The organism is Gemmatimonadaceae bacterium, from assembly GCA_035606695.1.
Taxonomy (GTDB): Bacteria; Gemmatimonadota; Gemmatimonadetes; order Gemmatimonadales; family Gemmatimonadaceae; genus JAQBQB01.
In genome coordinates this window covers 29,493-49,395 of record DATNEW010000024.1, presented here as the reverse complement: position 1 = coordinate 49,395, position 19,903 = coordinate 29,493, and the positions used below count along the sequence as shown (strand labels likewise).

At 65.2% G+C, this 19,903-nt stretch carries 24 protein-coding genes; 8 read left to right on the top strand and 16 right to left on the bottom strand.

Annotated elements, in window-relative coordinates; all coding sequences use genetic code 11:
* Positions 1-46 precede the first annotated feature (46 nt).
* The 3 genes from VN706_10805 to VN706_10795 are packed head-to-tail and all read right to left on the bottom strand — an operon-like array spanning position 47 to position 4,315.
* Positions 47-2,029: a M1 family metallopeptidase gene (locus VN706_10805; protein HXT16109.1), complete on the bottom strand. Its 1,983-nt coding sequence runs from the start codon at positions 2,027-2,029 to the stop codon at positions 47-49.
* A 38-nt stretch (positions 2,030-2,067) separates the two neighbouring features.
* Complete coding sequence (locus tag VN706_10800; GenBank protein HXT16108.1) at positions 2,068-2,538, bottom strand: DUF411 domain-containing protein; 471 nt, start codon at positions 2,536-2,538, stop codon at positions 2,068-2,070.
* Positions 2,513-4,315, bottom strand: a complete 1,803-nt coding sequence (locus VN706_10795) for a carboxypeptidase-like regulatory domain-containing protein (GenBank protein HXT16107.1) — start codon at positions 4,313-4,315, stop codon at positions 2,513-2,515. Before VN706_10795 ends, VN706_10800 begins: the two co-directional genes overlap by 26 nt.
* Positions 4,316-4,385: 70 nt before the next feature.
* Here VN706_10795 and VN706_10790 point away from each other — a divergent pair, with 70 nt between their 5' ends.
* From VN706_10790 to VN706_10780, 3 genes are read left to right on the top strand one after another with little or no spacing between them, the layout of a single operon-like run.
* Positions 4,386-5,984, top strand: coding sequence for an O-antigen ligase family protein (locus VN706_10790; protein ID HXT16106.1), 1,599 nt, complete (start codon positions 4,386-4,388; stop codon positions 5,982-5,984).
* Positions 5,981-6,178 (top strand): hypothetical protein, encoded by a 198-nt coding sequence (locus VN706_10785; protein ID HXT16105.1) that lies wholly within the window; start codon positions 5,981-5,983, stop codon positions 6,176-6,178. The genes VN706_10790 and VN706_10785 overlap by 4 nt, the downstream gene beginning before the upstream one ends.
* 30 nt (positions 6,179-6,208) lie before the next feature.
* Positions 6,209-6,337 (top strand): hypothetical protein, encoded by a 129-nt coding sequence (locus tag VN706_10780; GenBank protein ID HXT16104.1) that lies wholly within the window; start codon positions 6,209-6,211, stop codon positions 6,335-6,337.
* A gap of 6 nt (positions 6,338-6,343) precedes the next feature.
* Here VN706_10780 and VN706_10775 read toward each other — a convergent pair whose 3' ends face one another.
* Genes VN706_10775 through cax form a run of 4 tightly spaced genes read right to left on the bottom strand, consistent with a single transcriptional unit; the run spans position 6,344 to position 9,401 of the window.
* Positions 6,344-6,991 (bottom strand): c-type cytochrome, encoded by a 648-nt coding sequence (locus VN706_10775; GenBank protein ID HXT16103.1) that lies wholly within the window; start codon positions 6,989-6,991, stop codon positions 6,344-6,346.
* Positions 6,992-7,041: 50 nt separating this feature from the next.
* Positions 7,042-8,091 carry a hypothetical protein gene (locus tag VN706_10770; GenBank protein ID HXT16102.1) on the bottom strand — a complete coding sequence of 350 codons (1,050 nt, stop codon included), beginning with the start codon at positions 8,089-8,091 and terminating at the stop codon, positions 7,042-7,044.
* 10 nt (positions 8,092-8,101) lie between these two features.
* Entirely contained in the window at positions 8,102-8,332 is a 231-nt protein-coding gene (locus VN706_10765; protein ID HXT16101.1) for a hypothetical protein, read from the bottom strand.
* Position 8,333: 1 nt separating this feature from the next.
* Positions 8,334-9,401, bottom strand: coding sequence for a calcium/proton exchanger (gene cax, locus VN706_10760; GenBank protein HXT16100.1), 1,068 nt, complete (start codon positions 9,399-9,401; stop codon positions 8,334-8,336).
* Positions 9,402-9,508: 107 nt separating this feature from the next.
* Between cax and VN706_10755 the strand changes: the two genes are divergently transcribed.
* The gene (locus tag VN706_10755; GenBank protein HXT16099.1) at positions 9,509-10,462 is read left to right on the top strand and encodes a threonine/serine dehydratase; all 954 of its coding nucleotides are present in this window, start codon (positions 9,509-9,511) and stop codon (positions 10,460-10,462) included.
* On the opposite strand, the gene VN706_10750 is transcribed toward VN706_10755, so the two are convergent.
* From VN706_10750 to VN706_10740, 3 genes are all read right to left on the bottom strand, one after another.
* Positions 10,452-11,204: a phosphatase PAP2 family protein gene (locus VN706_10750; GenBank protein ID HXT16098.1), complete on the bottom strand. Its 753-nt coding sequence runs from the start codon at positions 11,202-11,204 to the stop codon at positions 10,452-10,454. The genes VN706_10755 and VN706_10750 overlap by 11 nt on opposite strands.
* Before the next feature lie 10 nt (positions 11,205-11,214).
* On the bottom strand, positions 11,215-11,679 hold the full coding sequence (locus VN706_10745) for a PaaI family thioesterase (protein ID HXT16097.1): 465 nt from the start codon (positions 11,677-11,679) through the stop codon (positions 11,215-11,217).
* A gap of 175 nt (positions 11,680-11,854) precedes the next feature.
* Positions 11,855-12,076, bottom strand: coding sequence for a hypothetical protein (locus VN706_10740; protein HXT16096.1), 222 nt, complete (start codon positions 12,074-12,076; stop codon positions 11,855-11,857).
* 117 nt (positions 12,077-12,193) lie between these two features.
* Here VN706_10740 and VN706_10735 point away from each other — a divergent pair, with 117 nt between their 5' ends.
* Positions 12,194-12,859: a thioredoxin domain-containing protein gene (locus VN706_10735; GenBank protein HXT16095.1), complete on the top strand. Its 666-nt coding sequence runs from the start codon at positions 12,194-12,196 to the stop codon at positions 12,857-12,859.
* A 15-nt stretch (positions 12,860-12,874) separates the two neighbouring features.
* Here the strand turns inward: VN706_10735 and VN706_10730 are convergent, their stop codons facing one another.
* On the bottom strand, positions 12,875-14,341 hold the full coding sequence (locus tag VN706_10730) for a carboxypeptidase regulatory-like domain-containing protein (GenBank protein ID HXT16094.1): 1,467 nt from the start codon (positions 14,339-14,341) through the stop codon (positions 12,875-12,877).
* Positions 14,342-14,565: 224 nt separating this feature from the next.
* Between VN706_10730 and VN706_10725 the strand changes: the two genes are divergently transcribed.
* Positions 14,566-14,931 (top strand): YciI family protein, encoded by a 366-nt coding sequence (locus VN706_10725; protein ID HXT16093.1) that lies wholly within the window; start codon positions 14,566-14,568, stop codon positions 14,929-14,931.
* The gene (locus tag VN706_10720; protein ID HXT16092.1) at positions 14,928-16,199 is read left to right on the top strand and encodes an RNA polymerase sigma factor; all 1,272 of its coding nucleotides are present in this window, start codon (positions 14,928-14,930) and stop codon (positions 16,197-16,199) included. The genes VN706_10725 and VN706_10720 overlap by 4 nt, the downstream gene beginning before the upstream one ends.
* Here the strand turns inward: VN706_10720 and VN706_10715 are convergent.
* From VN706_10715 to VN706_10705, 3 genes are all read right to left on the bottom strand, one after another.
* A complete protein-coding gene (locus tag VN706_10715) occupies positions 16,150-16,545 on the bottom strand; it encodes a hypothetical protein (GenBank protein HXT16091.1) in 396 nt (131 codons plus the stop codon). The two genes, VN706_10720 and VN706_10715, sit on opposite strands and share 50 nt — an antisense overlap.
* 58 nt (positions 16,546-16,603) lie before the next feature.
* Positions 16,604-17,212, bottom strand: a complete 609-nt coding sequence (locus VN706_10710; protein ID HXT16090.1) for a methyltransferase domain-containing protein — start codon at positions 17,210-17,212, stop codon at positions 16,604-16,606.
* Between the two features lie 288 nt (positions 17,213-17,500).
* A complete protein-coding gene (locus VN706_10705) occupies positions 17,501-17,959 on the bottom strand; it encodes a DinB family protein (protein ID HXT16089.1) in 459 nt (152 codons plus the stop codon).
* A 36-nt stretch (positions 17,960-17,995) separates the two neighbouring features.
* Here VN706_10705 and VN706_10700 point away from each other — a divergent pair, with 36 nt between their 5' ends.
* Positions 17,996-18,190 (top strand): hypothetical protein, encoded by a 195-nt coding sequence (locus VN706_10700; protein ID HXT16088.1) that lies wholly within the window; start codon positions 17,996-17,998, stop codon positions 18,188-18,190.
* 191 nt (positions 18,191-18,381) lie between these two features.
* Here the strand turns inward: VN706_10700 and VN706_10695 are convergent, their stop codons facing one another.
* The gene (locus tag VN706_10695) at positions 18,382-18,540 is read right to left on the bottom strand and encodes a hypothetical protein (GenBank protein ID HXT16087.1); all 159 of its coding nucleotides are present in this window, start codon (positions 18,538-18,540) and stop codon (positions 18,382-18,384) included.
* 64 nt (positions 18,541-18,604) lie between these two features.
* Positions 18,605-19,798 (bottom strand): DUF4105 domain-containing protein, encoded by a 1,194-nt coding sequence (locus VN706_10690; protein HXT16086.1) that lies wholly within the window; start codon positions 19,796-19,798, stop codon positions 18,605-18,607.
* Positions 19,799-19,903: the final 105 nt, after the last annotated feature.

Here is a 19,903-nt window from a genome sequence, read left to right as displayed (position 1 = left end):
CGTTATCCTCGCGAGCGCAGCGAGACGAGGATCTGCTTGTCCGCCTTTAAGGCTTCGCCGGAGGCGCCGCGCTCCTCGGCCAGACATTATTGGCTCGGTCGATATCCACCGACTTGCCATCGGGATCGATCTCCACCTTCGCGACCTTCTTGCCCCCGAACACATAGAAGCGATCATAGAAGCTGGTATTCGTGCTCCACACTTCCGCCGGATAGTCGAAGTTCTGCGTTGAGCCGTCGGCGAACGTGAACCGCACGTGAAGCGGCAGCACGCCGCGCGCGTAGTTCTCGTAGCGTACGCCGACCGAATCGCCGCGCTGCACCAGCGTGTCGATGCCGACGTCGAAGTGATAGTTCTCCAGGAACCATTCGCGGAAGAACCAGTCGAGCCGCTTGCCGCTCGCGTCTTCCATGGTGTGGAAGAAATCCGACGGACTCGGGTGCTTGAATGCCCAGCGCCGCGTGTACTCGCGGAATGCGTCATCGAATGCCTCGGGTCCGAGGATCTCGTCGCGAAGCTGGCCAAGGCCGACCGCGGTCTTCACGTATGCATTTTCGCCGAGCAGTTGCGGGTTGATGCGATCGGGCTGCACCTCGAGGGGCGCGTCGACGCCGAGCTGCATGGCCTGCTCGACCTCACGCCGATTCTCGGCGACCCGCTGGTCGTACGTGCCTTTCTCCGGATAGCGCCGCGCTTCGGAGAAATAGTTGATGAACGTGTTGAAGCCCTCATCCTGCCACATGTGCATGCGCTCGTTCGAGCCGACGATCATCGGGTACCACATGTGCCCGATCTCGTGCGTGATCACGTTGTAGAGCGAATACTTGTCGGGATTCTTGTCTTCCATCGCGACCATGGGATATTCCATGCCGCTGATCGGTCCCTCGAGCACCGTGATCTGCGGATACGGATACTGGAACCAGCGCTCCGAGTATTCCATGATCGACATGCGCGCCTGATCGGCCGCATCGTACCACGTCGAGATTGCGCTCGGCCGATAGTAGGACTGCGCGAGCTTGCCGTTCCAGCTCGACGCATCCCACATGTAGTCGGGCGACGCACCCCATACGGCGTCGCGCACGTTCTTCGCCGAGAAGCGCCAGGTCAGCATGCCATTCCTGGATTTGCGCGCCGAGCCGTTGCTCAGCTCTTCCTGCGTGACGATGTGCACCGGCTTGTCCGACTTCGCCGCTTGCGCGAGACGCGAGATCTCGGCGGACGTCAACACTTCGGTCGGATTCATGAGCGTGCCCGTGCCGCCGACGATGTATCCCGCGGGCACCGTGACCGACATGTTGTAGTCACCGTACTCGAGATAGAACTCGCCTTGGCCGAGGTATGGCTCGGTGTTCCAGCCGCGAAGATCGTCGTACACGCACACGCGCGGATACCACTGCGCGAGCTCGAACAGCGCGCCGTCGCGGCCCATGCGATCCGCGCCGTGCTCCGGAATGTTGAAGTGCCATGCGGCGTCGAACGTCGCCGTCTGTCCGGGCGCGAGCGGCGCCGCGAGATCGACGCGCATCACCGTGCCTTCGACGCGCATCTTGAGCGCGGTCTTCGCGGTGCCGCGCACTTCGTTGAAGCGGTCGATCATGTCGCCGCCCTCGAAGTTGCGCGCGCCGAAACGCGAGTCGGCGGGAAACACGAGCGAGTTGAGCGAGCCGTTCTTGAACGCGTTCTGCTCGACCTGGAACCACACGTAGCGCAGCGTGTCGGGTGAGTGGTTGGTGTAGCGCAGCGTCATCTCGCCTTTCAGGGCTTTCGCGGCGGTGTCGAGCGTGCCGTGCAGATCGTAGTCAGCGCGCTGCTCCCAGTAGTGCGGACCAGGCGCGCCGGAGCCGCTGCGATAGATGTTGCCGGGAGGCAAATTGAGCGGCGCGAAGAGCGACGTATCGGGCAAGCCGGTGGGGTCGAACGATCCGGCGGGGCGCGCCGGCTGTTGTCTGCCGCCGGCCTGCGCTCCCAACGGAAGCGCGAGCCCGGCCACGAGACACATGCCGAGCAGCGAGTTAATTCGGTTGGTCATAGTGCGTTGGGATTGAAGAAAAAGCGTGGGCCGCGGCGCTAGTGATGCGCGAACAGCCGCGACTTTCCGTCGCGCGTGAACGCGATCACGTCGTACTTGTCCTTGCGACCGCCCTGCTCCATACCCGGTGATCCAACGGGCATGCCCGGAGCGGCCAATCCCTGCACCGCGGGGTTCTCGGCGAGCAGTTTCTTGATGTCACTCGCCGGAACATGTCCTTCGATCACGTAGCGTCCGACGACAGCGGTGTGACACGACTCGAGCGCAGGAGGCACCGACATCGTCCGCTTGATCTCGTCCACGTTCAACACGTCTTTCGCGTTCACGACGAAGCCGTTCGCGGAAAGATGCTTCACCCATTCCTTGCAGCAGCCGCATCCTGCATCCTTGTACACCGTAACCACGGGAAGTGCCGCTCCGTTCGGAGCGACGTCGGCAAGGACGCGCCGCGAAACGACGAGCGCGGCTGCGGCGGCGAGGAACTCACGGCGATTGGGCATGCTTGGCATGGAGAAAATATGGGTCGGTCACCGTGAACCTGCCAAGCAAGGATTCCCGTGTAGGAGGCGCCGGCGACAGCGGGTTCATGCGGATGATGATCTCGCGCACCCGTTCGTCGTCGGCCAACTGGACGCGCGCATCGGTCGTATCGGCGTGCGGATGTGCGATGCGAAACAGCATCGTTCGCCCTCGCTCGACACCGCAGATGATGAACGTTCCGGTTCTCAGGCGATCGGCCTTATTGGACATTGGGCCGAAGCTGGGAATGACGTCGCCCATGCCCTCTCCGGGCCCCAGGCGTCGCGCATCGACGATGGCGTTGTTGGCCGGCGATCCGTCGGGCAACAGAATTCGTCCCAGGATGGTGCCGGCATGGGCGGTGTCGTCGACGACGATGCCCGCGCCGCGACAGTAATCCCGAATGCGATCGGCCAGCGGCGGCATGCTCAACGCGACCGCGGTGGTCGCGCCACGCTCGACGATGACGTCTTTCTCGTCGCGCGCGCCCAAGCCGTACGAGGCGTATCGCGTGTCCGCTGCCGCGACGACGTATGGCCCGGGCACGAGATCGGTGAACTGAAACCGTCCCAGCGAGTCGGTGACGACGGTATCCGGCGATGAGAGAAGTTGAATGCGCTGCCCGATGCTTGGCCGCGCTGAACCGCGCTCGGTCAACCGTCCCGCGATTTGGCCCAGCGTGTTGTGCCAACGAATACCGTCGGCCCACGCTGCCGACACGACTTCGCCGCCCGATTCGTGCACGCTCAACAGGCGCATCATGAAACGCCGGCTGCGCACGCGCGGGATTTCCGGCATGCGCACGTCGTCGACGGTCAGGACAGCGATTCGAATACTCCAGCGATCGATGAAGACGACGCCCGGCCGCATCTCCTTGAACGAGACCACGCCGCCCGACGGAGCGTCGCCTGCCGCCGGCTCGAGGCTCGTGTAGCTGAAGTCGAGCGAGCGAAGCCCGGGCCGCGCCGTGTCCACCCACAACGCGCCAGTGACGTCGACGATTTCGTCATCGTTCTTCGCCGGGCGAAACGTCAGGCCGATCTGCCCGGAATGCGCCGCGTCCGATCGCACACCGAAGCAATGGCTCGTCGCGAACGCGGGATCGAGCAGCACATCGGCATCGGGCGCGCTGAACGTTCGCCCGGTCGCATCTTCGGCCATATAGCCGCGCACCGCGAACTCCGACGCCGGATAGGCGGCGACGAACGGACTGATTCGCGGACCCGAGTTTCGCGTGAATGTCTGCTGTGTGATCGCGTGAGTTTGCGGATCGATCGTCCGCTCGAATCGCACGTTGAGCGTGTTGACCGAATCGCCGCGCGCGACCTCGCTCGCGAGAAGCGCCGAACGCACCTGCTCCCACAGCGCGAGCGCTTCGGCTTGACCGGGCCCGCGACAACGCCGGTTTTCGGTGACGACGATGGGATCGAGCAGTCGCGGAAGCACGACCATCGCAATGTCGAACGAGACGTCGCGATCGCTGCTGCCCGCGGGCAACGGCATGGAGCGCGGACGGAATCCGATGCGCTGTGCGTATAGTGTGACAACCCGCTGCGTCGGCAGATGATAGTGTCCGTTGCCGTCCGAGACGACGCGCGCCAACGGCCGGCCGGCGGAGTCGAGCGCCGAGATGACCGCTCCGGCGACTGGTGTGCTCGACGCGCTGTCGCGGACGAAGCCCTGGATCGTCTGCGCTCGCAGATGGGAAGCCGCGAACAGCGCGAGCGCGATCACACACCACCGGCGACGATTCCGGTTTCGTGACATGCCACGAAAGTCTCAGCCGTCGCGCGCTGTGTCAAACGCCAATCGTCCGCGTCCGATTACTTTCCTGCATATGGCAGCCGGCGCCCGCGACCGCATCGCCCTTCACGTCCTTCAACTCGGCGCCGTCGCCGTGGTGCTGGCGGCCCTGCCATACAAGCTCTTCGATCTCGATCGCTATTTCGTGCCGAAGGAGCTGGTCCTGCACGCGGCGGCAGGCATCGCGGCCATCATGCTCGTTGCCAACCGAAAGCGGCTCACGTTCAGCGCCGTCGATCTCCTGCTCGCCGGTTTTCTCGTCAGCAGCGTCGTTTCGGCGGGCTTCGCGATCAATCTCTGGGCGGCGGAGCGTGCCGTCGCGATCTCATTGTCCGGTGCCGCGCTCTTCTGGTCGGCCCAGGCGCTGCGCCGCGCGGGGCTCGTACGTCCGCTGCTCGTGGCGCTCGCGATCGGCGTGGTGCTCGGCGCCGCGACGTCGCTCGCGCAGGCGTACGGCGTTTCGACCGAATACTTCAGCATCAATCGCGCGCCCGGCGGCACGTTCGGCAATCGCAATTTCGTGGCGCATCTCTGCGCGATCGGCACGCCGGTGGTCATTCTCGTCGCGCTGACGGCGCCGCGCGGATTGGGCAGCCTGTTCGGCGCCGTGGGAATGGCCGTCGTCTCCGCGGCGCTCGTGATGTCGCGCAGCCGCGCGGCGTGGCTCGCCGTCATCGTGCTCGCGATTCCGGTCGGCGGACTCGCGCTCATGACGTGGAGTCGGTGGTGCGAGGCGCGGACACTTCGCCGGCTAACCGTGCTCGGCATCGCGGCCGCCACGGGCGTCGCGGCGGCGATCCTGTTGCCAAACAGCCTGAACTGGAAAAGCGAGAACCCCTATCTCGAGTCCGCGACGGGATTAGTAAACTATAAAGAAGGCAGCGGACACGGGCGCATCGTCCAGTACACGAACTCGCTGCACATGACGCTGGCGCATCCGCTGCTCGGCGTCGGGCCGGGGAACTGGCCGGTGGTGTATCCCAAGTTCGCGTCGCGCAACGATCCGTCGATGTCGTCGGAAGACGGCGTCACGTCCAACCCGTGGCCGAGTAGTGATTGGGCGGCGTATCTGTCGGAGCGCGGCGTGATCGCCACCGCCATGCTGGTGTTGGCGTATCTCGCGCTGCTGATCCGCGCGTTGCGCGACTTGCGTCGAGGCGGCGGTCGCGATCAGGAGCGCGTGCTCACGGCGATCGCGCTGGTCGGTACGTTGGCCGCCACCGCGGTCGTTGGTGCGTTCGATGCCGTGCTGCTCATCGCGGTGCCGACGTTCTTCGTGTGGACGCTTGCCGGAGCGCTCGCGCCGCCGCCGGGCGGCGGCGTATCGGTCGACACCGGCGTGCGCGAGTTCGCGCCCGTGCTCGTCTTCGCGCTCGCGGTGATCGCGATTGGCCGCAGCGCATTTCAGCTCGCCGCGATCGCGACGTTCAGCACGAGCTCGCGAGTCGCCGCCATGGACCGCGCCTCGCTGTTCGATCCGGGGAGCTATCGCATTCGGTTGAAGACGGCGCAGGCGTATCTCGCGCGCGGCGATTGCACGCATGCTCGGCCGAATGCGCGCGCCGCGCACAATCTCATGCCGAGTGCCGCGGAAGGACGCCGCGCGGCGGCGGCGTGCGGGTCGAGTAAATGACGGAATGCGTCGAGAACATCGGCGAGCGCGGCGCACGGCGCCGACGGCTGTCGGGCTACGGCTGGGCGGCGATCGCCGCCGGCGCGTTGGCCATCATGCTCGCCGAGCGTGCGCCGCGCTGGCCGCGCTTGTTGCTTGCCGTTCCGATCGCGCTCGCGGCGATCGGATTTCTTCAGGCGCGCGAGAAAACCTGAGTCTTTCTCGCCACGCTCGGGCGGCGTGAAGTGGAAGGCAATGAAAGTCCGGAGCTCACCGCGAGCGAGCGGCCGATCGTGAAGCGGCAAGCACGCCGCATCATGCTTCAGTCGCTCGGCATCGCGGTGGTAGTGGCGGTGGCGTTGTACGCCCTGTAGCGAGCGCTATCGCCCCGGCGGCTTCGTACCCGCGGGTGGCGGACCGCCGCGGCCATTCAAGTTCGGGTACGGCAGCCCTCCCGGCTTCCCACGTTCGGGAATTAGATAATTCTCATTGGGCGGCTCGTTGTAGCCGCGATGGCACGTCATGCACGTGACCTTCGGCGTGTCCTTGGGGTAGAGCTTCGGCAGCTGCGCGAGATTGATCTCGTTCGTCATCTGCTGCATGAAGCGCGCGCGCTTCTTGTCGGGCGACGTATCGCTCGCGAAGTTGCCCTGCGGCGCGAGACGATGACAATTCGTGCAATTCCAGGTCATCGACCGCGCGTACATCGTGTCCATCATCTTCACGAGCTGCCCCGCGGGCATGCCCTTGAGGACCTGGATGTTCTTGAAGACCTGCTCCGCGGGCTGGTTTTCCTTGCCCGCGATCTCCTGCATGACGCGCGCGACGTACACGGCGCGCAGTTTGGCCAGGCTGTCGCGGGGAAGGAAGCGCCGAAGGATCGCGGCCGGCACGCCGGCCGGCGGTCCGCTGGTCTCCGCGACGGTCGTCGCGCCTGTGCCTGGGGCGGGTGACGACGTTGCTGGTCCATGCGCGCACGAAATGAGAACGAGAATGCTGCCGACCACCAGGAAAGACTGACGGACCACGATGAACCCTCGCTGTGAAGCCGGATGTTTCGAGAGGTGAATCTAGGAAATTACGGCTTGACGCTGCGAGATGTTGGCGTCCATCGCGCGATTCGTCCGCGCGGCCCCACCGCCCAGCCCGCGTCGCGCGACGCGAACGCGACACTGTTGTACGCGACGGTATCGACCATCACCCAACTCTGGCCGGCGTCCGTGGATTGCGCGGTGCCGGCCAATCCCACCGCGACGAGCGACCGTCCCTTGGTCCCCGGCATGTACGCCACCGCCGACATGTATCCCTGCGGCAACGATCCCTTCGCGAGCCGCCACGTCCGCCCGCCGTCGCTCGTGAGCGCGACGTTGTCGAGCGGCGTCTTTGCCTTCGTATAATCACCGCCCACGACGACGCCGTGCATTGCGTCGGCGAAGGCGACCGAGAAAATGCCGGACGATGCATTGCCGGCATGAATCGGCGTGTCGGCCACGCTCCAGGTGCGGCCGCGATCCGTCGAGCGAAACACGCGTGCGCGCGCGCCGCCGCCGGTGCCGATCCACACGGTCGTCGTTCCCTGCACGGTGATGCACGTTCCGCTCGCCGCGAAGGCTGCTTCTCCCGGCAGCACGGCGGGCGCGCCATCCATTGGCAATTTCGTCCACGTCGCGCCGCCATCGCTCGTGCTCAACAGAACGAGCTTCTCGTTCACGGGATCGCTCATCGCGATGCCGTGGCGGTCGTCCCAGAACGCCATCGCGTCGAGGAATACGCCGCTGTCGGAGGTCGCGTACTGCTGCGTCCACCGATGCGCATCGCTCGTGTGAAAGATCTTCGCCTGGCCGCGTTCCGCCGGGCCGGCGGCCGACGCCCAGGCGCGTAGCGCGTCGGCGCCGTGGATGGCGCGGAGGTCGAGCGTATCGGCACCGGCGACGGTGTCGATCGTCCACGTGACGCCGCCGTCGGTCGTCCGCGCCACGCGCCCGCGCGTGCCGCTCGCCCAGACGACCGACGCGCTCACCACGGACAGCCCGCGAAATTCCACATTGGTTCCGCTGGCCTGCGGCGTCCATTGGGCGCCGAGCGCCATCGGAGCAACGATGGTAAGTGCTAATATCAATTTAATCATTACAATATCCTCATTTACGCCGGTCGCTGTCGCTGAGCTCGTCGATCGCCGCCAGCCAGGACTCGTCGCGCCGGTCGAGGCCCGCGCGCAGGAAGGCGATCGACACGAAGATCAGCACCAGTGACTCGAGCCAGTAGTGCCGGAGGTCGCGGTACGCGAACAGAATCGCCATGGGGAGGAACAGCAGCGCGAAGACGATCAAGGCACTCCGCACCATGCAGCCGGGTCGGGGCAGATTCATGTCAGCCCCACCAGAACGAGGCGGCGATGATGCCGTACAATCCAATCAACGCCACGCCCTCGAGCCAGATCGTCTCGCCGTCGTTGACGATGATCGCCGACGTGAGCGTCGTCAGCAGCAGCGCCGCGATGAGCAGCGGCGGCATCACGAGCGTCAACACCGGTCCACCCAGCACGAACGACGCCAGCACCAGCACCGGTGCCACGACGAGCGCGATCATCAGCGAGCTGTTGAGAATCACGCTCATCGCGTAGTCGGGCCGGTTCTTCGCGGCGAGCCGAATGCCGACCACGTTCTCGACCGCATTGCCCGCGATCGCCACGACCACGATGCCCGCGAACGCCTGCGAGATGTGCAGCGCCTCGATCGCCGGCTCGAGCGCGGCGACGAACCACTCCGACACCACCGCCGCGCCGATCGACGCCACGACAAGCACGATGGCCGAGGGCGACAGCGGCCAATGCAGCTCCTCGTCGACCGTGCGATCGGAATGCCGCAGCGACTTTCCGGGATCGGCCCGCAACGTGAACCGCAGGCTCGCCGCAAAGACGATGAGCAGCACGATCGCGCACGCGGCACTCAACGCACTCTCGTGGGTCGACGCCGGCGTGTGCAGCTCGGCGGCAAGCGTCGGAATGGCCAACGCTCCCACCGCCAGCATCATCATCGACGCGATCATTCGCGGCGACTCGGCATCGAATGACAGGCGTCCATGCTTGACGCCGCCAATGAGAATGGCGAGGCCCAGCACGAGGAGCGAGTTCGCGAGAATCGAACCGATCAGCGCCGCTTGAACGACGTGTATGAGCCCGGCGCGCAAGCTGAACGCGCAGACAAGCAGCTCGGGCAGGTTGCCGAGTGCGGCCTGGAGAATGCCGGTCGCGCCGGGTGAGAGGTGCGCCCCAATGTTCTCCGTGCCGTTCGAGACGTTCATCGCGAGCAACGAGAGCGCGATGGCCGACGCCGCGAACTGGAGAATCGGATTGCCGCCGCTGAAATGCAGCAGCGCGGCGAGGAGCACCGCCGCAGCGGTAGCCAGGAAGATGACGACGTCGGCGCGTTTGAGCACGCGGGAAGGTACGGAGATCGCGCAGCCCTGTCATCCCGACCGAGCGGCCAGTCCCTCTACCATTCCAGGAGATTCCTCGCTACGCTCGGAATGACACCGCCGCCACCATGCCAACACTCTCCGAAATCCGCGCCGCCCGCGAGCGCATTGCTGGACGCATCCACGTCACACCGACCGTCAGCGCCACGCGACTTGGGCAGCGGGTCAACGTCGAGCTCGTGCTCAAGTGTGAGAACCTTCAAAAGACGGGCTCGTTCAAAACGCGCGGCGCGCTGAACAAGATCAGTCAGCTCTCCCCCGCCGAACGCGAACGTGGTGTGATCACCGTATCGGCAGGCAATCACGCGCAGGCGGTCGCGTGGGCGGCGCGCAACGAAGGCATCGAGGCGACCGTGGTGATGTTCGAAGCGGCATCGCCCGCAAAGGTCGAGGCAAGCCGCGGCTACGGCGCGAACGTCGTGCTCTTCGGCGCCTCCGGCATACAATCATTTCAGAAGGCGCGCGAGCTCGAGGCCGAGCGTGGCTACACGTTCGTGCATCCGTTCGACGACGATCTCGTTGCCGCCGGCGCCGGAACCGTTGGGCTCGAGCTGCTCGAGCAGGCGAACGACCTCGACGTCGTCGTGATTCCCATCGGCGGCGGCGGCTTGATCGCCGGAATGCTGCCCGCGATCAAGGAGCAGAATCCGCGCATCCGCGTGTACGGCGTCGAACCGAGCGGAGCGTCGTCGATGCGCCAGAGCCTCGATGCGGGCCACGCGGTTCATCTCCAAACCATCAACACGATCGCCGACGGCCTCGCCGCGCCAATGGCCGGCGAAATTCCCTTCGAGATGGTGAAGCGCTACGCGGACGACGTGGTGGTGATCGACGACGACGCGATCGTGCGCGCCGTGCCCGAGCTGTTGCTCAACACCAAGCTGCTCGCCGAGACGGCGGGTGCGGCCGCGACGGCGGCGATTCTCACGCGCGCGATTCCACTGCGCGCCGGAGAGCGTGTTGCGGCGATCGTGAGCGGCGGCAACATCGATCTACCGAAGCTGCGCGGGATTATCGCGTAGCGTCGGCGTGGCGGCGGTCTGATTTCTCGCGATCCGGCCGCGGACGCCGCCGTCGCGGCACGTTGTGCCGCTGGTCGCCGCGAAACGCGTACATCGTCACGAGCAGCCACACCACGCCAACGAGGGCGCCGGCAATCACGTCAGTCGGCCAGTGCACGCCCAGGTACAATCGCGAGTACATGCTCGCGAGCATGATGCTGATGAACAACACGTACGGCCACACCCATCCCTTCACACGGTGCAGGATGATCGCCAGCGTCAGCAGCACCGAGATGCTCGCGATCGCATGGCCGCTGGGAAAGGAGCTCCAGCCATACCAGCCGCGTCGCTCGAACAAGGAAGGCCGCGCGCGATCGAACATCGCCTTGAGCGACGGATTGAGCAGATAGCTGCCGACTTGCACGACGCCCAGGCGAATGGCGTAGTGCGGCATGCGCTCGTATCGCCACAGCCAGATCACGATCAGGCCGATGAATGGGATCAGCGAGATGTTCGTGCCGAACCACGGGCAGATCATCATCAGCCAATCGAACCATGCGGGCATTGGGCGATGGATCCACAGCAGCAGGCTGCGCTCCCACGCCAGGCCCTTGTTCCAATCGCCGCTGTAACTCACCCACACGGCGAACAGAATGCCGACGCCGAAGCAGAGCGCATAACCCGCGGCGATGGTCCACCAGCGCTGGCGCCACCACGGCGCCGGCGTGATGTCGGGTCGCGCGGGGCTCTCGGAATCCGTCACTGAACGCGAGTCAGTCAGAGAGGCCCCGATCGCGCACGGTCATCATCGTGCCGACCATCGTCGCGACGACCTTCTCGTTCTCGCCGTCGAGGCTCACGACTTCGCCCCAACACACCGTCACGGTGCGTCCCGCGCGAATCACACGGCCACGAGCCAAAAATTTATCTCCTGCGGCCGGCGCCAGCAGATTCACCTTGAACTCGATGCTCAAGACCGCCGCGCCCGCGGGCATGAGACTGAGCGCGGCATAGCCGCACGCGCTATCCGCGGCGGAGGCGAGCACGCCGGCGTGAAGAAAACCGTGCTGCTGTACCAACTCGGCGCGACGGGTGAGCGCGATGTCCACTTCACCTGGCGCTACACGAGCAAGTCGTGCGCCGATCGTCGCCATGAATTGCTGGCGATCGAAACTCGCGCGGACGCGCGATTCGAACGCCGGGTCCTGCGCGGTGAATGACTCGCGGCGCTCGGGCACTACTGCTTCTTCTTCTCGACCACCGGTGTCGCGTGATTCATTTGGCCTGCGGTAGTGGGGAAAGACTACCGCAAACTATGAACGGGGCAGCGTCGGTTCTACCCCCGCAACCCGCCGTGGGCTGGGTCCGGCCAACCGCCGAGCGCGGGGCTGGCAGTTGGCCGGACGCCAGGTCTCACGTTTGGCCCATGCAGTAGCACTCGTAGTGCCCGTTGCCGTCGATTCCACACGCGCCCAGACCGTAGCCGTAGTCCTGGCAGACATTCATGCACATGTCGCGCTGATCGGCGTTGCACGTCGGCACCATCGCCGTCGCCTTGACGGGCGCACTCAGAAGCAACCCTCCCGCGATCACGACGAACGTGGCAAGAGCTCTCACTTGCTTGGCGGTCACCATGCTGCTCCTCCGGAACGGGTATCGCTGGCGCGCCAGCACCGCATTTCGATGTTGCGTCGCCGGCTGCGCGCCATGATAATAGTTTGCAAAACAACGCGCGATCCGCGGGAGCAATCAATGCGAACCATTTTGTCGCATCTCGTCACGGGCATCATGCTACTGTGTGCGGTCGCCGTGACCGTGCTCGTAATCAGGCGCGAGGTCTTTCCGCCGCGCGCCGCGGCAGCGATGCTCGATCTTGCCGCCGTTCCCGATTGGCGCGCGATCGCGAAGGAAGGGCACTCCATGGGGCCGGACAGTGCGCCGGTCGTCGTCACGGAGTTCGCGGACTTCGAGTGTCCGGCCTGTGCGCTCTTCTATCAGCGCATGGACTCCCTTTCGCGAGCGCACCCCGGGTTGGTTCGCCTCGTCTTCCGCCACTATCCCGTGAAAGGCCATCGCTTCGCGGTCCCGGCGGCGCGCGCCAGCGAGTGCGCCGCGTCGCAAGGCGCGTTCGAGCCCATGTACAACGCGTTATTCACGTATCGTGATTCAGTTGGTCTCGTTCCGTGGACGTGGTTCGCGTCCACCGCCGGCGTACGCGACACGGCGGCCTTCGCCTCGTGCACGCGCCAGTCCACCGATATCCCGGCCTTGCAGCGCGACACGTCGGCGGCGCGCCGGCTGCAAATCGCGGCGACGCCGCTCGTCGTCCTGGGAGGCCAGCGCTTTTACGGCGCGCCGCCATTCGATACCCTGGCGGCGCTCGTCCAGCGCGCGGCCCGCTCCAGCCAGAGCCGATGAACCCGCGCTCGGGTACTACTTCTTCTTCTTGAGCAGCGTCTCCGTCTTCGCGCGCGTCCACACGACGATCGTCGCGCAGCTCGACTGGCCCGGCGTCTGATACTCGGGCGGTGTTTCCGAACCGTGATAGATCTCGACCGCGACCACGTCGGCCGGCTGCACGAATGAATCGATATCGCCGGGCTCCATCGTCGTCCACGGCTGTCCGTCGACGCGATAGTTCACGCAGCCGCTCGCCGAGTTGCGCGCGTCGGTGACGACCTGTGTGCGGCCGTCACCCGTCGGCGAAATGCGAAGTCCCGGCGCGGCGCGCAGCACGTCGCTGAACATCAGCGCTTCGTGATTGATCTGCTTCCCGTCGAGGAAGCTGCCCATGCCAGTATTCTTGCGTCCGAGGTATCCAAGCTGCGACAGCGCCTGATCCGCCTGCGCTTCGACACGCATCGTTTCCAGCAGCGGCACGGCGTCCGGCATCTTGACCGTCGTGTTCGCGGTCGTGTTGGCCGCCAGCTCCACCGGCACTTCAGTCACCGTGTAGCCCAGCTTTCTCACCTCGAGCGCCTGCGTTCCCGACGGCAGACTATCCAGCTCGAACGTTCCGTTCGCCTTGGACAGTGCCACGACGCCGCCACCCTGGAGCGCGATGCGTGCATCGCGCAGCGGCTGGCCCTTCGTGTCGAGGACTTTGCCGGTGACGCGCGCGGTACCCTTCGCGAAGCGCTTCACCTTGCCGCTGTCATTCTTCATTTCGACGACGCGCTGCGTGCTCGCGACGCTGAACGCACGCAGTGTGACGAAGCCCCCCGTCGCCTCGGCGGGCACTTCGCCGGAGCTCACGCCGTTGCGAAACACCTGGACCTTGCCGCTCATGTCCTTCGGCAAACCGCACAAGCGATACATGCCGGCTGAATCCACCGGTGCTTTGCGCTGGCGCATCATCTTCCGGCCGATGACGTCGGCCTCGTAGTACACGAGCTCCACGCTCGATCCGGTCGCCGGTGCCTTCGAGTCGGGATCGCGCACGAAGCCGACCATCGCGCCCGGCCCGCGCATGCGCATTGGATCGTTCGAGCAGATGGCCGCGGCGAGATGCTCGGCGCTCGGAATCGGGACGTCGAGATCGTGCGACTCATTCGCGCCGAACGGATACTCCGGCGTGCGCATCACGAGCCCGAGCGTGTCGAGCAGCGGGTGCAGTACGGACACGCGATGTTTGCCCGGCGGAATGCTGTCGATGCGATAGTGGCCGCCATCGTCCGTCAGCGCCGAGCGCGACGTGCCTTCGATCATCACGCTCGCGTGAGCCAGCGGCTCGTTGTGAATGCTGTCGATGATGAAGCCTTGGAGCGCCGAGAATCCCGGCGCGGCGGGCGGCGATGCTTGCGCGCGCGCGACACGACATGGCGCGACGATCGCGAGGGCCAGTGCCGCGGCGAGCAGCACGCGAACGGCGTGGCTGGCGGTTGGGGTCGCTTGCTTCATATGCCTGCGTTTGGAGGAGAGAGGAACAGCCGCAAGTTATGAACGGGGCGGCGCCGGTTCTACCCCCACAACTCGCCGTGGGTTGCGCAGGGTCAACGCGGGAGCCCAAACTAAACCGCGCCAAGACGTTAGGTCCACGGCCGGACCGCTGTCGAATTCGTCGACCCCCGTTCGACTAGAGGGTGCATCCAAGCCATCCAACCAACCCTCTTTCTGGAGAAGCCATGCAATACCTCCTTCTGATTTTCGACAACGAGCAACAGTGGGCCTCGTACCCGCCCAGCGAGATGCAGCAGATCATGGGCGAGTACCGGTCGCTCACGCAGAGCCTTGCTCAGTCCGGCAGCTACAAGGGCGGCAACCAGCTTCAGCCGGTGAACACCGCCACGACGATTCGCGTTCGCAACGGCAAGCGGCAGACGACCGACGGGCCATTCGCCGAGACACGCGAACAGCTCGGCGGCTACTACCTGGTCGACGCGCCAAACCTCGACGAGGCGATCGCGATCGCCGAGCGAATTCCGGCGGCGAAGACGGGCTGTATCGAAGTGCGCCCGATCGTAGAGATGCCGGCGGTTGTGACGGCATGACGGATTGCGCGGCTGACCTGGAGCGAATCTTTCGCGACGAGTCCGCCCGCGCGCTCGCAACGCTCATCCGCCTCCTCGGCGATTTCGATGTCGCCGAGGAGGCGCTGCAGGATGCGTTCGCGGTGGCGTCCGATCAGTGGCCGCGCAGCGGGACGCCGGCGAATCCACGCGCATGGCTGGTGAGTGTCGGTCGCAATCGCGCGATCGACCGCATGCGCCGCGACGTACGCTTCGCCGAGAAGATACCGATGTTGATGGGCGATGCACCGGTCGCGTCGCTTCCCGACGAAATCGATGATGAAGACGCCGTCGGCGATGATCGGCTACGGCTCATTTTCACGTGTTGCCACCCGGCGCTCGCGCCCGAAGTGCAGGTTGCGCTGACGCTGCGCACGGTGTGCGGTCTCACGACCGACGAGATCGCGCGCTCGCACCTCGTGCCGACGGCGACGATGGCGCAGCGGCTCGTGCGCGCGACCGCGAAGATTCGCGATGCGAAAATTCCATATCGCGTTCCACCGGCGGGGGAGCTGCCTGGTCGAATCGAGTCGGTGTGCGCGGTGGTGTATCTCGTCTTTACCGAAGGGTATGCGGCAACGCGCGGTGACGCGCTCGTTCGTCGCGATCTCTGCGGCGAAGCGATTCGCCTCGGCCGGTTGCTCGTCGAGCTCATGCCCGACGTGCCCGAGCTGCGAGGATTGCTCGCGTTGATGTTGTTGCACGATGCGCGTCGCGATGCGCGCACGTCGCCGGACGGCGAATTGATTCTGCTCGACGAACAGGATCGTTCGCGGTGGGATCGCGCACAGATCGACGAAGGACTGTCGCTCGTCGAATCGGCCCTTCGCTCGACGCGCGTTGGGCCGTATGCGATTCAGGCCGCGATCGCCGCGCTGCATGCACGCGCCGCGACGCCCGGCGAAACGGATTGGCGGCAGATCGCGTCGCTGTACGCGCTGCTCGTCGAGCGGCATCCGAGTCCGGTGGTCGAGCTGAATCACGCGGTTGCGGTCGCGATGACGGATGGGCCTGAACAGGGCTTGTTGCTCGTGGACGCACTCGCCGCGCGCGGTGAGCTGCGCGGTTACCATCTGATGCACGCGGCTCGCGCGGATCTGCTGCGCCGGCTCGGTCGCGAGGGCGAGGCGGTGGTTGCCTACGAAAAAGCGCTCGAGCTCGCGACCGCCGAGCCCGAGCGCCGATTCCTTCGGCGACAGATCAGTGGATTACGATTGCGTGACTCAGTCCCAGCGTCGGCTGGACAGTAAAGCGGATCTTGTCGCCCTTGGTTGCCGTCAACGGACCCACCAGCGCACGGCCGCGCGCATCGGCTGGAATCGCCGCGACGAACAGCGAGCCGGTGGGGAACAGCGACGGATCGAGCAGAATACTCGTCGAATCGTTGCCGCCGACGGACCCGATGAAGTGCGATTCGCCGTTGTGAACGGTGCGCAGCTCCATCGGCTGCGTGTTGATGTTATTGACTTCTAATACGACCGTCTTCGCTTCGGCCGCCGGGTCGATGACGTCGCCGCCGGCTTGCGTATAGCGGGCGCACCCGGCGCCGAGCGCCGCGATGGCCGCGAATGCCATGAGCTTGCGTGTATTCAACATTGGGCCTCCCTCGCCTCAATCACCGTCAGAACAAGGCAGGTTCGATGCCCGTGTAAGCTCAGCAGTGCTCGAAGACATTCAAGTTTTCGATCGCGTCGAGGTTCACGAAACTGTACGGCCCGCATTGCGTGAGGCCGGCTCGGCGGAACAGGCGGCGGTATTCGTCGGCGCTGCGCTCGATCCATCCCGCGCGGTCGCCCTCCATGTTGTCTTCCTTGGCGAAGGATTCGATGTACGCGACGCCGCCGGCGAGATGTCTGATCGCGCGCAGGCCACGCTCGACCTCGGCGGTGGATACGTATTGCAGAACATCGGCGCATACAATGAGATCGATGCGCCGCGGCAGTCTCATCTCGCTCAGTGAACCGAGCGTACCGCGGCGAATGTTTCGCGATGCGCCATAGCGCTCGAGCGCATAGTCGCTGGCCTCAATGCCGGTGTATTTCGTCTCCGGCCGAACACGTTTGAGCACAGTGAACCACGGCGCTTCACCGCAGCCGACGTCGAGGACCGAGCGCAGCGTGCGGCCGAGCAGAAACTCGGTGAGCGATACCGCCATGCGAACCTTGCGCGCGAGGCTTTCACGCGTGGCGACACGGTGGCGTGGATCGCGGTACCAGCGCTCGAAGTATTCTCGGTCGTATGTCTTGAGCTTTGCAGGCGCCATGTAGGGGCAGATTGAGCGATATGTGAAGCGAGCTTCGAGAATCGGGAGTTCCCGAACTTCCGGGCACGTCGTGTGCGGCGCTGCAGGCGTCCATTGCCGACGCACAGGGGGGGACGATGGATGAGATTCGTCGTAATCAAACGACTGATGCCGCGAACCGAGAGGCATCGAACGCTCGCGACGAGGACCAGCGCGACGATCTGTCACGACGGCGCGAACAGAACCAGCGTCCGCCGCTGACCAAGCGCGAGCAAGAGGAGCGCTGGCCGATCGGTTGACTGCGGCCGACTACTGATCGCGCCTCGCGAACAGGATGTAGTCGGTGTGCGGCGGGTCGCCGCCGGCCGCGCGAATGAGTCGCGCGATCTGGCCGCGGTGATGCTCGCCGTGCACCGTCGTATGCAGCACGATGTCGGCGATGGTATTGTGATAGTCGCGGCCGGCGCTGTTCCGATACTCGACGCTCCGACCGAGCGACGAAGCGTCAGCGTCGGAGACCAATCGCTCGAACAGCTCCGCGTGCCGCGCGGCGAGCGCACGCGCCGCCGTCAGGTCGAGCGAGGGCCATACCGCGTGCTCGGCGGGTCGTCCGACGATGCGCGCGTACCACAGATGTTCGACGGAAGCGATGTGCGCGAACAGTCGCGTCGCTTCGCCGCCGGAGGGATCGCCGGGCGCGAGCACGTCCGCGACCACGGAGTCGGCCCAGCGCATGTGGCGTACGAGACGAAGGAGGAGATCGGGCATGGTGGCAAAATGTGCCACGGACCGCCATCGTGTGCCATGGACATTCGCGCCCGCTACGATGATCCCGCCGTCGAGGAGCTCGCCCGCTCGATCTACGCGCTCTTTCCGCGGTGCATGAAGTGTGGGGAAGCCATTCCGACGTTCGAGGAGGCCGATGTGCGAGTGCTCACGAATCGGGTCGTGCATCGGGGTCCGTGTGACCACGGACAAAAATCGGACGAACACGGATAGGCACGGAGACGGCGTCAACTGCAGTTGACGGCTGTTGACAGGTCCTTTCCTTAGAACACCTTCGGGATGCTTCGATCGCAAAGCTTCCCGAGGGTGTTCTTCAAAAAATCATCAAACCGCAGTTAACCGAAGTTGACGCCGTCTCCGTGCCGGTCCGCGGATGTCCGATTTGTTCCGTCGTCAGAGTCGGTCTAGGACGGGAGCGGATTATCCACGGGAATGCCCGGCGACGGCAGCCCCGGCGGAAGATCGATGATCTTGACCGGCGTCTCGTCCGGATTGGCGGGGCCGGGCTCGGGGGTCGGAAATGGATCTGGCGAGCGCGGCGGTTCTGGGGCGGGCGCGGTCATATATGTCCTTGCTCTCGTGGCTGGTTCATCCGCTGATCACGCATTAATCGCGCGAGCTGAACGGTCAAACGACCGCGCGTCGCCGCCAGACCGCGTACGCAATCGCCACCGTCGCCGGCAACTCCAGGCCGATGATCGCCAGATTGCTCTGTGCCGAGAGCATCACCACGTGCGCCACCAGCGCAAGCGCCGCCAGCCCCGCGAGAACAAACGCCCCCCACCGTGTCGTGCGTGGTGCGCGGCCGCCGATCATGTACATCGGCAGCAGCACCGCCGCGATGAGCCACAACGGATTGAACAGCAACAAATTCTCGTTCCCATGCGCAAACCGATGTTCGCTCACCGTCGATAGAAACGTCACGAGCACGCCGAGGATGCCGCATACCGTCGCCCACACGCAGAACGCCACCGCCGCGCCGATGCGTGGACCTCGGGCATCCGCGCTCGCCCCCAGCCACCAGAACAGACCGCCGATCACGAGCCCGATCGGCCAGAGCCACGCGCCCAGCGCCGGTGCCATCGTCGGCTCGGGCGAACGCTGCGATTGAAATAGCACACGCTCGCTCTTCACCAGCGGATGCGTCGCACCGCTCGCGTCGTGAATCTGCCGCGTCGCAACCCAATCGTGCAGCTTCTCCGGCAGAAACATTTCCTGCCACATCGTGATCGGCTTGTCCGACGGCCGGCCCAGGCCAATGTCCACGCCCAACGCCAACGGCTTGTCGCCCTGCATGAGCCGCAGCGTTTCCCATCGGTACGAGTGCGGCGTCACCGAATCGGCGCCGATGCGCAGTTGTCCGCCGAGCAGTCGATCGAGAATGTCGCGCGGACGCGTCGAGCAATTGTCGACGAAGTAGTCGTACCGGTACTTCACGTTTTCAGGAAGCGCGTTGATGCGAATGACGCTCAACAGCGAGTCCTTCTCGACCGCGGTGAGGTCGAGCTCCTGCGATTTGACGGTGCGATTGTATTCCCGATAGAAATTCAGTACGTCCGGCAGCGAGTTGCCGCCCATCTCGTAGTAATTCAACCCTTCCAGAAAATGCAGAATGAAATGCGGCGCCCGCATGTTGAAGACGCCCCAGTTGAACACGGTATCTCGGCCCGTGACGTTGTCGTGTAGCCAGAAGGCGGCGTGACCGAACATCTCCCACACTTCGTCGCCGTCGCCCATCGTCAACAGGAACACCGACACGTTTTGTCCGCTCTGATGCAGCGGATCGGGCTGCGCCAGGTACGACGGCAGCGGAGTCGGCACCTGAGCCGGGGCCTGAGCCCGTAACGAACTGGCCGCCAGGAGGGACAAGGCGGCCAACATGACGCGGCGTAGCGATCGGAGCATCCGAAAAAGCTAACGAACGCG

What these genes read in the sequence shown, in the direction of transcription:
- VN706_10805 (HXT16109.1), bottom strand. Translation starts at nt 2,029, where the DNA reads ATGACCAACCGAATTAACTCGCTGCTCGGCATGTGTCTCGTGGCCGGG.
- VN706_10800 (HXT16108.1), bottom strand. Translation starts at nt 2,538, where the DNA reads ATGCCAAGCATGCCCAATCGCCGTGAGTTCCTCGCCGCCGCAGCCGCG.
- VN706_10795 (HXT16107.1), bottom strand. Translation starts at nt 4,315, where the DNA reads ATGTCACGAAACCGGAATCGTCGCCGGTGGTGTGTGATCGCGCTCGCG.
- VN706_10790 (HXT16106.1), top strand. Translation starts at nt 4,386, where the DNA reads ATGGCAGCCGGCGCCCGCGACCGCATCGCCCTTCACGTCCTTCAACTC.
- VN706_10785 (HXT16105.1), top strand. Translation starts at nt 5,981, where the DNA reads ATGACGGAATGCGTCGAGAACATCGGCGAGCGCGGCGCACGGCGCCGA.
- VN706_10770 (HXT16102.1), bottom strand. Translation starts at nt 8,091, where the DNA reads ATGATTAAATTGATATTAGCACTTACCATCGTTGCTCCGATGGCGCTC.
- VN706_10765 (HXT16101.1), bottom strand. Translation starts at nt 8,332, where the DNA reads ATGAATCTGCCCCGACCCGGCTGCATGGTGCGGAGTGCCTTGATCGTC.
- VN706_10755 (HXT16099.1), top strand. Translation starts at nt 9,509, where the DNA reads ATGCCAACACTCTCCGAAATCCGCGCCGCCCGCGAGCGCATTGCTGGA.
- VN706_10740 (HXT16096.1), bottom strand. Translation starts at nt 12,076, where the DNA reads ATGGTGACCGCCAAGCAAGTGAGAGCTCTTGCCACGTTCGTCGTGATC.
- VN706_10735 (HXT16095.1), top strand. Translation starts at nt 12,194, where the DNA reads ATGCGAACCATTTTGTCGCATCTCGTCACGGGCATCATGCTACTGTGT.
- VN706_10730 (HXT16094.1), bottom strand. Translation starts at nt 14,341, where the DNA reads ATGAAGCAAGCGACCCCAACCGCCAGCCACGCCGTTCGCGTGCTGCTC.
- VN706_10725 (HXT16093.1), top strand. Translation starts at nt 14,566, where the DNA reads ATGCAATACCTCCTTCTGATTTTCGACAACGAGCAACAGTGGGCCTCG.
- VN706_10720 (HXT16092.1), top strand. Translation starts at nt 14,928, where the DNA reads ATGACGGATTGCGCGGCTGACCTGGAGCGAATCTTTCGCGACGAGTCC.
- VN706_10715 (HXT16091.1), bottom strand. Translation starts at nt 16,545, where the DNA reads ATGTTGAATACACGCAAGCTCATGGCATTCGCGGCCATCGCGGCGCTC.
- VN706_10710 (HXT16090.1), bottom strand. Translation starts at nt 17,212, where the DNA reads ATGGCGCCTGCAAAGCTCAAGACATACGACCGAGAATACTTCGAGCGC.
- VN706_10705 (HXT16089.1), bottom strand. Translation starts at nt 17,959, where the DNA reads ATGCCCGATCTCCTCCTTCGTCTCGTACGCCACATGCGCTGGGCCGAC.
- VN706_10700 (HXT16088.1), top strand. Translation starts at nt 17,996, where the DNA reads ATGGACATTCGCGCCCGCTACGATGATCCCGCCGTCGAGGAGCTCGCC.
- VN706_10695 (HXT16087.1), bottom strand. Translation starts at nt 18,540, where the DNA reads ATGACCGCGCCCGCCCCAGAACCGCCGCGCTCGCCAGATCCATTTCCG.